14 protein-coding genes are annotated in these 14,645 nt (G+C 68.1%); 10 read left to right on the top strand and 4 right to left on the bottom strand.

Features of this window, described 5'->3' with window-relative positions:
- Window positions 1-39: 39 nt before the first annotated feature.
- Both QM470_RS03660 and QM470_RS03655 read left to right on the top strand, forming a co-directional pair.
- A complete protein-coding gene (locus QM470_RS03660; RefSeq protein ID WP_283338249.1) occupies window positions 40-756 on the top strand; it encodes a DUF4198 domain-containing protein in 717 nt (238 codons plus the stop codon).
- A 133-nt stretch (window positions 757-889) separates the two neighbouring features.
- On the top strand, window positions 890-1,396 hold the full coding sequence (locus tag QM470_RS03655) for a RidA family protein (RefSeq protein ID WP_283338248.1): 507 nt from the start codon (window positions 890-892) through the stop codon (window positions 1,394-1,396).
- Window positions 1,397-1,527: 131 nt separating this feature from the next.
- Here QM470_RS03655 and cobA read toward each other — a convergent pair whose 3' ends face one another.
- Both cobA and ybiB read right to left on the bottom strand, forming a co-directional pair.
- The gene (gene cobA / locus QM470_RS03650) at window positions 1,528-2,346 is read right to left on the bottom strand and encodes a uroporphyrinogen-III C-methyltransferase (protein ID WP_280014219.1); all 819 of its coding nucleotides are present in this window, start codon (window positions 2,344-2,346) and stop codon (window positions 1,528-1,530) included.
- Window positions 2,343-3,287: a DNA-binding protein YbiB gene (ybiB, locus tag QM470_RS03645; RefSeq protein ID WP_283338247.1), complete on the bottom strand. Its 945-nt coding sequence runs from the start codon at window positions 3,285-3,287 to the stop codon at window positions 2,343-2,345. The genes cobA and ybiB overlap by 4 nt, the downstream gene beginning before the upstream one ends.
- A gap of 411 nt (window positions 3,288-3,698) precedes the next feature.
- Here ybiB and QM470_RS03640 point away from each other — a divergent pair, with 411 nt between their 5' ends.
- The 3 genes from QM470_RS03640 (at window position 3,699) to tsaD (ending at window position 6,201) form a co-directional block, all read left to right on the top strand.
- Window positions 3,699-4,346, top strand: coding sequence for a DUF937 domain-containing protein (locus tag QM470_RS03640; RefSeq protein WP_283338246.1), 648 nt, complete (start codon window positions 3,699-3,701; stop codon window positions 4,344-4,346).
- 269 nt (window positions 4,347-4,615) lie between these two features.
- Window positions 4,616-5,068, top strand: a complete 453-nt coding sequence (locus QM470_RS03635) for a CBS domain-containing protein (RefSeq protein WP_283338244.1) — start codon at window positions 4,616-4,618, stop codon at window positions 5,066-5,068.
- Window positions 5,069-5,160: 92 nt separating this feature from the next.
- On the top strand, window positions 5,161-6,201 hold the full coding sequence (gene tsaD, locus QM470_RS03630; protein WP_066537293.1) for a tRNA (adenosine(37)-N6)-threonylcarbamoyltransferase complex transferase subunit TsaD: 1,041 nt from the start codon (window positions 5,161-5,163) through the stop codon (window positions 6,199-6,201).
- A 92-nt stretch (window positions 6,202-6,293) separates the two neighbouring features.
- On the opposite strand, the gene wrbA is transcribed toward tsaD, so the two are convergent.
- A complete protein-coding gene (gene wrbA / locus QM470_RS03625; protein ID WP_283338243.1) occupies window positions 6,294-6,896 on the bottom strand; it encodes an NAD(P)H:quinone oxidoreductase in 603 nt (200 codons plus the stop codon).
- A gap of 387 nt (window positions 6,897-7,283) precedes the next feature.
- On the opposite strand from wrbA, the gene QM470_RS03620 reads away from it, so the two are divergent.
- The 4 genes from QM470_RS03620 to QM470_RS03605 are packed head-to-tail and all read left to right on the top strand — an operon-like array spanning window position 7,284 to window position 12,199.
- The gene (locus QM470_RS03620) at window positions 7,284-8,771 is read left to right on the top strand and encodes an efflux transporter outer membrane subunit (RefSeq protein WP_283338242.1); all 1,488 of its coding nucleotides are present in this window, start codon (window positions 7,284-7,286) and stop codon (window positions 8,769-8,771) included.
- Window positions 8,772-8,811: 40 nt separating this feature from the next.
- A complete protein-coding gene (locus QM470_RS03615) occupies window positions 8,812-10,194 on the top strand; it encodes an efflux RND transporter periplasmic adaptor subunit (RefSeq protein WP_283338241.1) in 1,383 nt (460 codons plus the stop codon).
- Window positions 10,191-10,994, top strand: a complete 804-nt coding sequence (locus QM470_RS03610; protein ID WP_283338240.1) for an ABC transporter ATP-binding protein — start codon at window positions 10,191-10,193, stop codon at window positions 10,992-10,994. The genes QM470_RS03615 and QM470_RS03610 overlap by 4 nt, the downstream gene beginning before the upstream one ends.
- A complete protein-coding gene (locus QM470_RS03605) occupies window positions 10,994-12,199 on the top strand; it encodes an ABC transporter permease (protein ID WP_280014316.1) in 1,206 nt (401 codons plus the stop codon). Before QM470_RS03610 ends, QM470_RS03605 begins: the two co-directional genes overlap by 1 nt.
- A gap of 522 nt (window positions 12,200-12,721) precedes the next feature.
- Here QM470_RS03605 and QM470_RS03600 read toward each other — a convergent pair.
- Window positions 12,722-13,105: an Hsp20/alpha crystallin family protein gene (locus QM470_RS03600; protein ID WP_066536305.1), complete on the bottom strand. Its 384-nt coding sequence runs from the start codon at window positions 13,103-13,105 to the stop codon at window positions 12,722-12,724.
- Between the two features lie 180 nt (window positions 13,106-13,285).
- On the opposite strand from QM470_RS03600, the gene QM470_RS03595 reads away from it, so the two are divergent.
- Window positions 13,286-14,590 carry a branched-chain amino acid ABC transporter substrate-binding protein gene (locus QM470_RS03595; protein ID WP_283338562.1) on the top strand — a complete coding sequence of 435 codons (1,305 nt, stop codon included), beginning with the start codon at window positions 13,286-13,288 and terminating at the stop codon, window positions 14,588-14,590.
- Window positions 14,591-14,645: the final 55 nt, after the last annotated feature.

The following is a 14,645-nucleotide window of genomic DNA, read 5'->3' as shown; positions in this document are numbered from 1 at the left end:
CGGTCTCTTTTTTATCGTTTTCCCAAGCAGGAATTCCCCATGACACCCTCTTTCCCCCGCCGCCTGCGCTGGCCCGCGGCCCTGTCCGCCCTGTGCCTGTCCGGTGCCGCACTGGCCCACAACGTCTGGCTGGAGCCGGACTCCGATGGCAGCTACCTGCTGCAGTTTGGCGGCCATGCCGGACAGCTGGAAGCGTTTGACCACGCCAAGCTGCAGAGCGTGACCGCCTATGACCGGCGCGGCCGCAGCGTGCCCGCCCAGGTCCAGACCGTGGCCCAAGGCCTGAAAGTCCACCCCGCTGCCCAGGCCGCGCTGCTGGCTGTGGAACTGGACAATGGCTTTTTCAGCGGCCAGCCCGGCGACAAGGCCATGCGCAACCTGCCCATGGACCAGAACCCGGGGGCCACACGTGGGGTGTGGGCCCGCAAGTACCACAAGACGCTGCTGGTCTGGGGCGCGGTGGCGCGCAAGGAACTGGGCCAGAAGTTCGAAGTGACGCCCCAGCAGGGCCAGGTGCCGCATGCGGGCGAGCAGGTGCTGCTGCAGGTCACGCTGGACGGCAAGCCGCTGGCCGGTGTGCGCCTGAGCCAGGGCGAGAACGGCAGCCCCGTGACCACCGATGCCCAGGGCCTGGCCCGCGTGCCGGTGGTGGCGGGCACCAACACCATCCAGGCCATCTACCGCCAGCCCGTGCAGGGCGATGCACGCACCACGGAGCTGAGCTTTGAACACCTGCTGCGCTTTGCCGTGCACTAGCCCGGGCACTGCTGCCTGCACCACGGTGCGGATGGCGGTGGGCACGGCGGCCGAGGGCCTACACTGACCACATCTGTAACCGGGGCTGCGCCGCAGGGGCCGTGCCCCATGCCCGAAGGGCAGGGAGAGCGAGATGACGACACGGGATCAGCGGCTGGCACAAGCCGCCCAGGCACTGGATTGCCCCATGGATGTGGAGATTGCCCCCGGCGGCAGCTACCGCCCGGTGGTGCGGGACGAGCGCATGCTCTATGTCAGCGGCCAGCTGCCGCGCCTCAACGGGGCCATGGCATCGCTGGGGCCGGTGGCACCGGCCTCCGCCGCACCGGCCGCCGGCACGGCCACGCTGGAACAGGCCCGGCGCGCGGCCCGGGTCTCGGCCCTGCGCAGCCTGATGCTGGTGCAGCGCACGCTGGGCAGCCTGGAGCCGGTGCAGCGCATCTGCCGCATGACGGTGTATGTGCACTGCACCAGCGACTTCACCCAGCACAGCGAGGTGGCCGACGGCGCCTCCGAGCTGCTGGTGGAAGTGCTGGGCGACATCGGCCTGCCTGCGCGCTCGGCGATCGGCGTGGCGCAGCTGCCCAAGAACGCCTCGGTCGAGGTGGAGCTGACGGCATCGGCCCACTTCGCGCTGTGACGCTGTAAGGGCGCAGACCCCTTCAGGCCCTGCCAGCCACGCCGCAGGGCCGTACCCCACAAAAAAAGAGCGCCACCAAGGCGCTCTTTTTTTGTGGGGCTGTGTGGGTGCAGCGCCGTGCCGGAAGCGGCCTAGCCCGCCACTGCCTGCAGCGCCGCGGCGGCGTGCGCGCCGGCCGAGTTCTGCAGTGCCCATTGCGACACGCCGCGCACCACATCGCCAATCACCAGCACGCTGGGGCTGCCCAGCTGCTCGTCGTGCAAGGTGGCGGGCAGCTGGCCCAGCGTGGTGATGGCGTGGCGCTGCTGCGCCAGGCTGGCGTGCTGGATGACGGCCACGGGCAGGTGGCTGGGCAGGCCGCCTTCCTGCAGATCGTGGGCAATCGATTCGGCAGAGCGCACGCCCATGTAGATCACCAACGTCAGCTTGGCCGCATGGGCCGTGGCGGCCAGCGCGCGCCAGTCGGTGCCGGCGTCACCGGGCTTGGCATGGCCGGTGATGAAGACGACGCCATGGGCATGGTCGCGGTGGGTCAGCGGTGCGCCCAGGCTGGTCAGCCCGGCCAGACCGGCGGTGATGCCGTTGATGACCTGCACCTCGATGCCTTCGGCGCGCAGGTGCTCCACTTCCTCGCCCCCGCGGCCAAAGATGAAGGGGTCACCCCCCTTGAGGCGCACCACCTCTTCACCTTCCTGCACGGCCTGCAGCATCAGCTTTTCGATGAAGGCCTGGGGCGTGCTCTTGCAGCCGCCGCGCTTGCCCACGTACACCACGCGGGCCGTGGGGGCGGCATGGGCCACGATCTCGGGCGAGACCAAGTCGTCCACCAGCAGTAGCGTGGCGTTCTGGATGGCTTTGAGCGCCTTGATGGTCAGCAGCTCCGGGTCGCCCGGGCCGGCACCCACCAGGGTGCAGCGGCCGGTGGGAAGGGGCGTGGTGGCGGTGGTCATTCTGTGGCTCCTTGCGCAGCGGTGCTGCGCAATTGGCGGTGCAGTGCAGTCAGATACTGCACTTGTTGGGCAATCGGGGCGGGAACGGGCTGGCGGTCTGCGAGCACGTTCTCGATATAGCGGGCCGTGGACTCTACATCATGGCTGGGCGGGAGCGCAGGCAGATCGGTCAGCGTGCCGCGCTGGTTTTCCTGCAGCGGCTGCAGCTGGCCGCGCAGCACGGCCGTCATGGCCGGGTGGCGGCGCGGGTCGGCCACGGGCTCGCCCTCGGTGCCGCGCAGCAGCAGGGCGGTGGCGCCCACCAGGGCCTGGGTGGCGGCCATGGAGGTGGCGTATTCGGGGTGGGTGTAGCTGCCCACCACCAGCGTGTCGTGGCCGCTGCGGCCCAGCGGGTTCAGCAGCTTGACCAGGCTGTGCGAGGGGTTGCGCAGGCCGATGGCGGCGCGGGCATTCAGCAGCCTTTGCAGGCCGGTGTGCAGCGCGCCCGTGGCGCAGTGCAGCAGCTGGCCGGGGGCGATGTCGGTCAATGCGCCGGCGGGGGCATGGCCCAGCGCCAGCAGCACCTGGGCGCTGGTGGTGCGGCTGGATTCGGTGGTGCTGCCGTGCAGCAGCACCGGCAGGCCTTCGCGTGCCAGCAGCAGGGCCAGCAGCGGGGTGAGCACCGGCAGCTTGCGCGCGCCGTTGTAGCTGGGCAGCACGATCCAGGGCTGCTGGGGCGCAGCCAGTGCGGGCAGGCGCTGGTGGATCGCATCCAGAAAACCGGCCATCTCTTCGGGCGTTTCGCCCTTGATGCGCATGGCCACGCAGAAGGCGCCGGTGGCCAGATCATCCACCTGGCCGTCCAGCAACTGGCCCATCAGGTCGGCGGCCTGGTCACGCCGCAGCGCCCGCGCGCCGTCTTTGCCGCGGCCGATTTCTTTGAGGTAGTGCTGGATCGACATGGGGTATATATTTTCTTTCGTTGTTATGGTTTGTTTTTAATATTTATTTTTCATATGCAAATGGTGCCAGCGGTCGAAGGCCTGGACGGGGGACCAGACCGGCTGCACCGCTGCGGCGGCTATTTTCGTGCTGAATGGATGCGGTGTTCGCGCAGGGGGCCGCTGGGGCGGTCGCTGTGCACATTTTTTTCTGTTTTTGGAAGGGCCGGTGCAGGCGCGGGTCTGCGTTGCAGGCCATCGGAAAGCCTGCAGTCACAGTGGGAGGGAGCCGTCGTTGTCCCCGGGGGGCACACCGGGCGGTGCACCGGGGACGACAGTGATGATTGTTCACGATGGCAGCCATGGCTTTCGGTGGACGCCGCGTGTACGGTCTGTACGATGGGGTGCTGAATTTCTTCAGGAGTCACTGCCATGAACGCTTCCCCCTCCCTGGTCGATGAGCTGATGTCCCAGCTGCAAGGTGCCCCCATGCAGCAGATGGCGCAGCAACTGGGTACCGACACCGAGCAGACGCAGTCGGCCGTGGGCGCGGCCCTGCCGCTGCTGCTGGGGGCCTTGGGTCAGAACGCAGCCCAGCCCCAGGGCGCCGCCGACCTGCTGGGGGCGCTGCAGCGGGACCACAGCGCAGCCGTGCCCCAGGGCCTGAGCGGTCTGGGCGATCTGCTCGGCTCGGTGCTGGGCGGTGTACAAGGTGGTAACGGTGGTGGTGGCGCCGGACTGGGCGGTGGTGCCGACATCCTGGGCCACATCTTTGGTGGCAACCAGCAGCGCGCGGAAGCAGGTCTGGGCCAGGCCACCGGACTGGGCGGCAATGCCGGCAATCTGCTGCAGATGCTGGCCCCCATCGTGATGGCGTTCCTGGCCAGCCGGGTGCAGTCCGGCGGCCTGGATGCCGGCGGACTGGGCCAGGCCCTGGGGCAGGAGCGTGAGCGGGCGCAGGCCCAGGGCGGTCTGGGCGGCGGCTTGCTGGGCAGCCTGCTGGACCAGGACGGTGACGGTCAGGTGGGCATGGGCGATCTGTTCAAGATCGGTGGTGCGTTGCTGGGCGGACGCCGCTGAGCGAAGCCGGGACAGCGCTGGCCGTTTCTGTAGGGGATCGGCACAGACCGGGAGTCGGATGAAAAAGGCAGCGCAGGCTGCCTTTTTTGTGGGCGATCGGCGCAGGCCGAGGTAGGAGAGCGGCGCGAGGGCTGCTTACCCGCTACAGGGATACGGGCATCGCCTGATTGCTGCATTGCCGCGATGCCGCCACACTGGCGCTGCGAGTCTGGTTGGTATGCATGCCAATGGCAGTTCCGTTGGCGCTTTTTGTCCCAAGGAGATGCGGTATGACGACTGTGGCTGACATCCTGCGAGCCAAGAACAACAGCCCCGTGCACAGCGTGGCCCCCACCGACACCATGCTGGCGGCGCTGCAGCTCATGTCCGACAAAGGCATCGGCGCGCTGCTGGTGCTGGACGGCGGACGCATCGCCGGCATCGTGACCGAACGTGATTACGCCCGCAAGGTGGTGCTGCAGGGGCGCAGCTCCAGCACCACCCAGGTGCAGGAGGTGATGACATCCCAGGTGCACTGTGTGCTGCCGCGCCAGACCACGGCCGAATGCATGGCGCTGATGACGTCCCGGCGCATCCGCCATCTGCCGGTGGTCAACACCGAGCACCAGGTGCAGGGCATGGTCTCGATCGGGGACCTGGTCAAGGAAATCATCTCCGAGCAGCAGTTCACCATCCAGCAGCTGGAGCACTACATCACCGGCTCCGCGCACACCACCAACTGAGCACCGGCGGCGCCGGACCGGATGGCAAACGGCAGGCCGGGCCAATGCCCGCCTGCCAGCGCCGCTGCGCCGCAGGTTCTACACTGGCGGCCATGAGTTCGCTGATCCTCGGTATCGAATCCTCCTGTGACGAAACGGGCGTGGCCCTGGTGCGCCTGCCCGATGGCGGCGCCGTGCCCCAGTTGCTGTCGCACGCACTGCACAGCCAGATCGACATGCACCGCGCCTATGGCGGGGTGGTGCCGGAGCTGGCCAGCCGCGACCATATCCGCCGCGTGCTGCCGCTGACCGAACATGTGCTGAAGGAAAGCGGCACCACGCTGCAGGACGTGGACGTGGTGGCCTTCACCCGTGGACCGGGCCTGGCGGGTGCGCTGCTGGTGGGGGCCGGTGTGGCCTGCGCCCTGGGCGCGGCGCTGGACAGGCCCGTGCTGGGCGTGCACCATCTGGAAGGGCATCTGCTGTCGCCCTTTCTGAGCGAGGATCCGCCCGAATTCCCCTTCATTGCCTTGCTGGTCTCCGGCGGCCACACCCAGCTGATGCGGGTGGACGGGGTGGGGGACTACGCCATCCTGGGCGAGACCATCGACGACGCGGCCGGTGAAGCCTTCGATAAATCGGCCAAGCTGATGGGCTTGCCCTATCCCGGCGGGCCCGAGCTGTCCCGCCTGGCCGAAGGCGGCGATCCGGAAGCCTTCAAGCTGCCGCGCCCGCTGCTGCATTCCGGGGATCTGGACTTTTCCTTTGCCGGCCTGAAGACGGCGGTGCTGACCCAGGCCAAGAAGCTGGGGGACGACCTGGAGGCGCGCAAGGCCGATCTGGCCGCCAGCACCCAGGCGGCCATTGTCGACGTGCTGGTGCGCAAGACGCTGACGGCGCTGAAGGACACCGGCATGCGCCGCGTGGTGGTGGCCGGCGGCGTGGGCGCCAACAAGCTGCTGCGCGCCCAGCTGAATGCCGCCTGCGCCAAGCGCCAGATCCGTGTGCACTACCCCGAGCTGCACCTGTGCACCGACAACGGTGCCATGATCGCCATGGCCGCTGCCATGCGCCTGCAGGCCGGGCGCGAACAGGCGGAAAAAACCTATGCCTTCGATGTGAAGCCGCGCTGGCCGCTGGATTCGCTGAAATAAGGCCAGACCAGACCTGGGGGCCGTGCCGCCCACACAAAAAGCAGCCCCTGGAGGCTGCTTTTTTGTTGCTGCCGTGGCGGCCGTGACCGGGCTTAGCCCGCCAGCTTGGCCGCCAGCTTGGCGACGGTGGCGCCCTGGTTGCGGGCAATGGCCAGCTCATCCGGGTGCGGCTGGCGCGAGCCGTCGGGGCCGGCAATGGTGGTGGCACCGTAGGGCGAATTGCCGCCCTTGACCGCAGACAGATCGGTCTGCTGCGGCAGGGCGTAGCCGATGGGCACGATCAGCATGCCGTGGTGGGCCAGCGTGGCCCAGGTGGTGGTCACGGTCATTTCCTGACCACCGCCGGTGCCGGTGGATGCGAACACGCTGGCCACCTTGCCGATCAGCGCCCCCTTGGCCCACAGGCCGCCGGTCTGGTCCCAGAAATTGCGCATCTGGGCGGTCATGTTGCCGAAGCGGGTGGGGGTGCCCACGATGATGGCGTCGTACTCCGCCAGCTCCTGCGGGGTGGCCACGGGTGCGACCTGGTCGGCTTTGCCGCCGGCATTCTTGAACACGTCGGCGGGCATGGTCTCGGGCACGCGCTTGACGGTGACCTGGGCGCCGGCCACGCTGCGTGCGCCGTCGGCCACGGCGTTCGCCATGGTTTCGATGTGACCGTACATGGAGTGATACAGAACCAGAATCTTGGCCATAGTGCTTTCCTGCAAGGGTTGGGGAAGGAGCTCAAAGACGTCCCGAAGCGACCCCGGTAAGGGCCTGGCTGGGACAGAGAAGACGCCCGTGCATCGTAGGCAGCCGTGCGGGGTTTGAGAAGGCCTTATCCGGCGCGGCTCTGTAGGTGCATGCCCCGTGCTGCGGTGCCGGTCTGCTGCGGGCAGCCAAGGAAGCGGCCGCTGGGGGCGCAAATCGCCCCGGAGCACAGGGATTCAGAGGGAGGAGAACCCGCGCCTCTCGGCACAATCGCGTGGCCTGCGGGTGACAGTCTGCTCTTTACCAGGGCTTCACACAGAGTTTGTCGCAGCCCTACAGAGCTTGCGCACAATCCGTCACAGTTCACGGCACGATCCACCAGGGCCTTCATGCATTTTTCTTCCTCCTTCCCTGTCATTGCTTCTTCGGCGCGGCGCCCGGCCGCGCTGCCGTTGGCGGTGGCCTTGGCCGGCGCCCTGCTGCTGGCCGGCTGCAGCCACACCACCTCCTTCACCCCGGCAGGCGCCATGCCGGCGGTGCCCACGGCATGGCATGCCGCCCAGTCTGCACCCCAGCAGCAGGTGCCGGAAGACCTCTCGCGCTGGTGGCAGCGCTTTGGCGATGCCCAGCTGACCGCCTTGATCGACCAGGCCCTGCAGGCCAACCCCAGCCTGCTGAGCGCCCAGGCCGCCGTACGCCAGGCCCGGGCCACGCGCGATGTGCAGGCCGCCGGCCTGCTGCCCAGCGCCGGCGCCAGTGCCGGGGTGGGGCGCAGCCGCCAGGGCAATAACGACGCGCGCAACAGCTATTCCACCGGGCTGGACGCCAGCTGGGAGCCGGACTGGTGGGGCGCGCAGGGCAACCGGGTCGACGCCAGCGAAGCCTCTGCCCGCGCGGCCCAGGCCACGCTGGAAAGCACCCAGGTGTCGCTGGCGGCCGAAGTGGCCCAGACCTATGTGGAACTGCGCGGCCAGCAGGACCGTCTGCGCATTGCCCAGCAGAACCTGGCGCTGCAGCAGCAGACCCAGCAGATCACCGAATGGCGGGTGCAGGCCGGTCTGGCCACCTCGCTGGAATCCGAGCAGGCCCGCCAGTCCACCAACCAGACCGCCGCGCAGATTCCGGCGCTGCAGACCAGCCTGGCGCAGTCGCGCCATGCGCTGTCCATCCTCACCGGCCAGCCGCCGGCCGCGCTGGAGGAGCAGCTGCAGGCGCTGCAGCCCGTGCCCCGTGCCCCGGACGAGCTGGCCCTCACGCTGCCGGCCGACACGCTGCGCCAACGCCCCGATGTGCGTGCGGCACAGCACCGGCTGGAAGCCGCACTGTCCACCTTGTCGGCCCAGGAAGTGGCCAACTACCCCAGCCTGCGCCTGAGCGGCTCGCTGGGCCTGAGCGCCTTGACTCTGGGCGCGCTGACCAATGGCGCCTCGGTGGCGGCCAGCATGGCAGCCGGCCTGTCGGCCACGCTGTTCGACGGCGGTGCCAACCGGGCCCAGATCCGCGCCCAGAGCGCGGTGGTGGACCAGGCCCAGGCCAGCTACCACTCTGCCGTGCTGACGGCGCTGCAGGAAGTGGAAGACGCGCTGGTACAGCTGCAGGGCGACAAGGAGCGCCTGGTGCGCCTGCGCGCGGCCGAAGCGGCGGCACGCAATGCCTCGCTGCTGGCCAACCAGCGCTACCAGAGCGGGCTGATCGACTTCCAGACCGTGCTGGACACGCAGCGCACGCTGCTGAGCTCGCAGGACAGCGTCTCCACCGTGGCGGCCAGCATCAGCACCGACCACATCCGCCTCTACAAGGCCCTGGGCGGCGGCTGGACGCCGACCGTGGCGGCCGATGCCGCTGCCACGCCCGTGGCCCGCAACAGCCAGCCCTGAGCCACGCTGACCGCAGAAGAATCAACAGGATCTACCGAACATGAAAAAGAACAAAACGACTTCCAGCAGCCAAGAAGTGCAGGACCTGCTGGGCGACGGCCTGGCCCGCAAATGGTGGCAAAGCCCCACGGTGTGGATCGGCGCCGTGGCCGTGGCTGTGGCCGTGGGCGGCTTTGCATGGTGGCAGGCCGACCAGAAGGCCAAGGCCAAGCCCGTGTATGTGACCGAGGCACTGAAGAAGGGCACGTTGTCGCTGACCGTCTCGGCCAACGGCACGCTGCAGCCGACGCGCACGGTGAGCGTGGGCTCCGAGCTGTCGGGCACGGTGCGCAAGGTCTATGTGGACGTCAACGACAAGGTGCAAAAGGGCCAGGTGATGGTCGAGCTGGACACCGACAAGCTCATGGCCCAGGTGGGCCGCTCGCGCGCCACCATGGCCTCGGCCCAGGCCAAGCAAAGCCAGGCAGAAGCCACGCTCAAGGAAGCCCAGGCCAATCTGTCACGCCTGGAAGAGGTGCACCGTCTCTCCGGCGGCCAGGTGCCTTCGGCCACCGAGCTGGATTCCGGCCGCGCCTCGCTCGACCGCGCCAAGGCCGATGTGGCCGCCGCCAAGGCCTCGGTGGAAGACGCCCGCAACGCGCTGTCCACCGACGAGACCAACCTCTCCAAGGCCTCCATCAAGGCCTCGATCGACGGTGTGGTGCTGACCCGCACGGTGGAACCTGGTCAGGCCGTGGCCGCTTCGCTGCAGGCTGTGACCCTGTTCACCGTGGCCGAAGACCTGAACAAGCTGCGCCTGGAAGTGGCGGTGGACGAAGCCGACGTCGGCACCGTGCAGGCCGACCAGCGCGCCAGCTTCACCGTCAGCGCCTACCCCTCGCGCCGCTACCCGGCCAAGGTGACGCGCGTGGATTACGGCTCCACCAAGACCGACAACGTGGTCACCTACGTGGCCCGCCTGGAAGTGAACAACGAAGACCTGAGCCTGCGCCCCGGCATGACGGCCTCGGCCACCATCCGTGCCAATGAACGCCAGGATGTGCTGCTGGTGCCCAACTCGGCCCTGCGCTTCACGCCCACCGGCATGCAGAACCCCGGCCAGGCGGCTGCGGGAGCCGGTGCTGCGCGCGAAGGCGGTAAGCCTGCAGGCGGCGCACCCGGTGCCAGCGGTGGCAACAGTGGCGGCATCGTCGGCCAGCTGATGCCGCGTCCCCCGCGCCAGGGCGGCTCCCGCCAGGGTGGCCGTGAACAGGCCCAGGCCCCCGGCCAGACCCGCTATGTGTGGGTGTTGCAGGGCGGCCAGCCCGAAGCCCGCCAGGTCAAGACCGGCCTGAGCGATGGCCGCATGACCGAAGTGGAGAGCGAAGCCCTCAAGGAAGGCGATCTGCTGATCACCGACCAGCGCAGCGGAGCCTCCAAATGAGTGTGCTGTCGAGTGCGCTGACGCCTGGCGCCGCGGACGCCGGCGGCCTGCCGCTGATCCGTCTGCGCGGCGTGACCAAGACCTATGGCGAAGGCGGTCTGGCCTTCCAGGCCCTCAAAGGCGTGGACCTGGACATCGCCCAGGGCGACTTTGTTGCCATCATGGGCCCCAGCGGTTCGGGCAAGTCCACGGCCATGAACACCCTGGGCTGCCTGGACCGTCCCACCACCGGCTCCTACCTGTTCAAGGGCGTGCACGTGGAAGGCCTGTCGCGTGACGAACGGGCACGCCTGCGCCGGCGTTACTTCGGCTTTGTGTTCCAGGGCTTTCACCTGCTGCCGCGCACCACGGCACAGGAAAACGTGGAACTGCCGCTGCTGTACCGGGGCGAGCCCACGGCCCAGCGCCACGCCGCCGCCGCCCGCGCGCTGGATGCGGTGGGGCTCAAGGGCTGGGAGCACCACACGCCGGCCGAACTGTCGGGCGGCCAGCAGCAGCGCGTGGCCATTGCCCGGGCCATCGTCTCCGACCCGGCCGTGCTGCTGGCCGACGAGCCCACCGGCAACCTGGACACCCAGCGCAGCGAGGAAATCATGGAGCTGCTGTGGAAGCTCAATAGCGAGAAAGGCATCACCGTGCTGATGGTGACGCACGAGCCCGAAATGGCGGCCTACAGCCGCCGCATCGTGCGCTTCAAGGATGGGATGATGGACACCGACACCCCCAACGAACCGCTGGTGCTGCGCCGCGCCGCACTGGACAGCCAGGCCCTGGCCGCGGCCGAGAAAGGCGGTGCCTGATGCTGTGGAACACCATCTGGCTGGCACTGCGCTCCATCCGCCGCAACCTGCTGCGCTCGTTCCTGACGGTGCTGGGTATTGTGATCGGCGTCAGCGCCGTGATCACCATGGTCACCCTGGGCAACGGCGCCACCGTGGCCGTGCAGAACCAGATCTCCGGCCTAGGCACCAATCTGCTGCAGGTGCGCTCCGGCCAGCGCATGGGCCCGGGCGCCACCGTGGCACCGTCGTTCAAGGACACGGATGCCACGGCCATCGCCCAGCAGATCGGCGGTATCCAGGCCGTGGCCCCCGAGGCGCGCTCCAGCGCCACGGTAGTGGCTGGCGGGCGCAACTGGTCCACCAGCGTGATCGGCAGCACGAATGACTGGCTGATCACCGGCAACTGGAAGCTGGGCCAGGGCCGTGAATTCACCGACGAGGAACTGCGCGCTGGCGCCGCCGTGTGCATCATCGGCGCCACGCTGCACCGCGAGTTGTATGGCAACAGCGCGGACGTGATCGGCCAGCAGCTGCGCATCAAGGGCTTTTCCTGCAGCGTGATCGGCCTGCTGGACTCCAAGGGCCAGGGCGCCTTCGGCAACGACCAGGACGACACCGTGCTGATCCCGCTGAACACGCTGCAGCGCCGCGTGACCGGCAGCAAGCGCCTGAACACTATCCTGGTGTCCATGGAGGACGGCAGCGACCCCGAACGCGTCAAATCCAGCCTGAACCAGCTGCTGCGCGAGTTGCGCAAGCTGGCCCCCAGCGACGAGGACAACTTCAACGTGCTGGACACCAAGCAGTTGGCCGACACCATGGCCGGCACCACCAAGGTCATGACCACGCTGCTGGGCGCGGTGGCGGCGGTGAGCCTGCTGGTGGGCGGCATCGGCATCATGAACATCATGCTGGTGAGCGTGACCGAGCGCACCCGGGAAATCGGCCTGCGCCTGGCCATCGGCGCGCTGGAGCGCGAAGTGCTGTTGCAGTTCCTGATCGAAGCGGTGGTGCTGGCGGCACTGGGCGGGCTGGCCGGCATTCTGATTGCCACTGCTGCCTCCTATGTGCTGGCGCAGGTGATGGGCGTGCCCTATATCTTCAACGCCGGGGTGAATGCGCTGTCCTTCATCTTCTCCGCCGCCATTGGCGTGGTGTTCGGCTACTTCCCCGCCCGCCGCGCGGCGCAGCTGGACCCGATCGAGGCACTGCGCCACGAGTAAGCCGGTCGCCCGTCTGCACCGTGGCGGTGGCCACACCCCGAACGCCATCCACCCGGATGGCGTTTTTTCATGGGCGTTCAGGTGCCTGCACTGGCGGAGCCCACTCCGGTAGCAGTGACCGATGCTTGGGGTAGGCGTGCCACGCACGGGGCTACCGCCGGTGCTGGGGTTCCGGTGTCTGGTGCTTGGGATGCTGTGGATGGAGCGCCTGTACTGGTGAGGCCTCAGCCCTGTGCCCCCTTTCACCTTTTTACCCTTTGAGCGTGAGCGCTCCTTGGCACCAGACGCCGGCGGCATTCACCACCACCGATGGGGCAGAACAGGGGATGCTGCGGGCCATGGCACCGTGCATTGCACCGCGACGCTCGGAACCCGCAGGCAAAAAAGAAGCCCGTCAACGTTGTGCAACGTTGCGGGCTTCATGCTGTCTGGCGTGCCGGTGCTAATCAAGAGGAGAAGAAAGGTGGCAGGCCAGTCAACAACGGGTGGACAGCGCACGCTGCACTGCCCGGAAGACGGGACTTACTGGATGCTCAGCTGCACCGAGGTGTCCACCGGCTTGCGCTGTGCCAGCACCAGGGTCAGCACACCGTTTTCCAGTTTGGCGCTGCTGGCAGCGGCATCGATGGCATGGGGCAGTTCCCAGCTGCGCTGCACCTGGCGGGGTGCGCCTTCCACGCTGCTGAGGTGCACCTGGTGGTCTTCGATGCGCAGTTGCAGCTGCTCGCGGGCCAGGCCCGGCACATCGACGGACAGCGTGGTGGCGTCCTCGGTGGAGGTGGCGGTATAGCCAGCGGTCTTGGCCGCTGCGTGCTGCGAGGCTTGCAGGAAGCGCTGCAGGGCCAGGTCGGCCTGGTGGGAAGCGTTGAAGGCAGAACGGCGGATGACAGGCGATGCGAAGAACATGGTTGTTGGGCTCCTATACACTGCGCGGCGCTCCGGTTGGTTGCCGCATGCTCAGCAATTGCAGGCTGTGCCGGGGTTTTCAAGGGATGATTTGGTATGAATAAATTTGGCTCGCAGGGCTTGAAAAACCACCAACCAGCGCCATCGCGCAGGCATCAGGTGGCATCTTCACTGCGCAAAATGGTGCTGGCCGGGGTGGCGGGTGCCACGGTATGGGGCCTGGGGGGCGTGGTAACGGCTGCAGTGGCAGCCAGCCCTGCCAAGGCCGGCACGGCCGCTGCAGCGCCCACCGGCACTCCCATCCAGCTGGCGCTGGTGGAAAGCCTGTCCGGCCCGTTTGCCAACACGGGTGAAGCAGTGTTCCGCAACATCCTGATGGCGACCGAACGGGTGAACGCACGCGGCGGCGTGCGCCTGCAGGGCGATGCGGCAGCTCATCCGCTGGTGGTGCAGCGTTTTGACAGCAAGGGCCAGAACGAGGAGGCGCTGTCCGCGCTGCGTGCCGCGATCGACGGCGGTGCGCGCATCATCCTGCAGGGCAATTCCTCGGCCACGGCTTCGGCGCTGCTGGACGCCATCAACAAGCACAATCAGCGCGAACCCAAGAAGCGGGTGCTGTTTCTGAACTATTCGGCCGTGGACCCGGCCTTCACCAACGAGCGTTGCAGCTTCTGGCATTTCCGCTTTGATGCCCATGCCGACATGCGCATGGCCGCGCTGATGCAGCTGGTGCAGGCCGACAAGGCGCTCAAGAACGTCTACCTGATCGGCCAGGATTACAGCTTTGGCCAGGCCGTGCTGGGCGAAGCCCGCCGCCAGCTGGCCGCACGCCGCCCGGAAGTGACGGTGGTGGGCGACGAGCTGCACCCCGTGGGGCGCATCAAGGACTTTGCCCCCTATGCGGTGAAGATCAAGCACAGCGGTGCCCAGGCGGTGATCACCGGCAACTGGGGCAACGATCTGACGCTGCTGGTCAAGGCCGCGCGCGAAGTGGGCTTTGACGGCATGTTCTACACCTTCTACGGCAACGCGCTGGGCGCGCCCGCCGCACTGGGCGATGCCGGTGTGGGCAAGGTGGTGGCTGTGGCCGACTGGCTGCCCAACACGCCGGGCGCCGCCAGCGAGCAGTTCTACCAGAGCTTCCGCCAGCGCTTTCCCAAGCCCGAAGACGACTACGCCCACCTGCGCATGCAGATGATGGTCGAGGCCCTGGCCCAGTCCATGCAAAAGGCCGGCAGCACCGAAGCCGCCGCCGTGGCCCGCGCCATGGAACAGATGCAGGTGCAGCTGGCCGGCCGCACCGGCTATATGCGCGCCGCCGACCACCAGTTCCAGCAGCCGCTGGCCGTGGGCGTGATGGAACGCCAGGGCACACCGGGCGTGAAGTTCGATGTGGAAGGCTCGGGCTACGGCTTCCGCGTGGTGCGCGAGATCACGGCCTTGCAGGCCGAGCTGCCCAGCACCTGCCAGATGAAGCGTTTCTGAGGTCCGGAGGGACGGCTGCGGCATCCCCGCCGTGCTGTCTCCTGCCGCACCGTAT

It is taken from the genome of Comamonas sp. 17RB (assembly GCF_030056555.1).
Lineage (GTDB): Bacteria > Pseudomonadota > Gammaproteobacteria > Burkholderiales > Burkholderiaceae_C > Comamonas > Comamonas terrigena.
The sequence above is the reverse complement of the archived record's forward strand: the minus strand, read 5'-3'. Positions and strand labels throughout refer to the sequence as shown.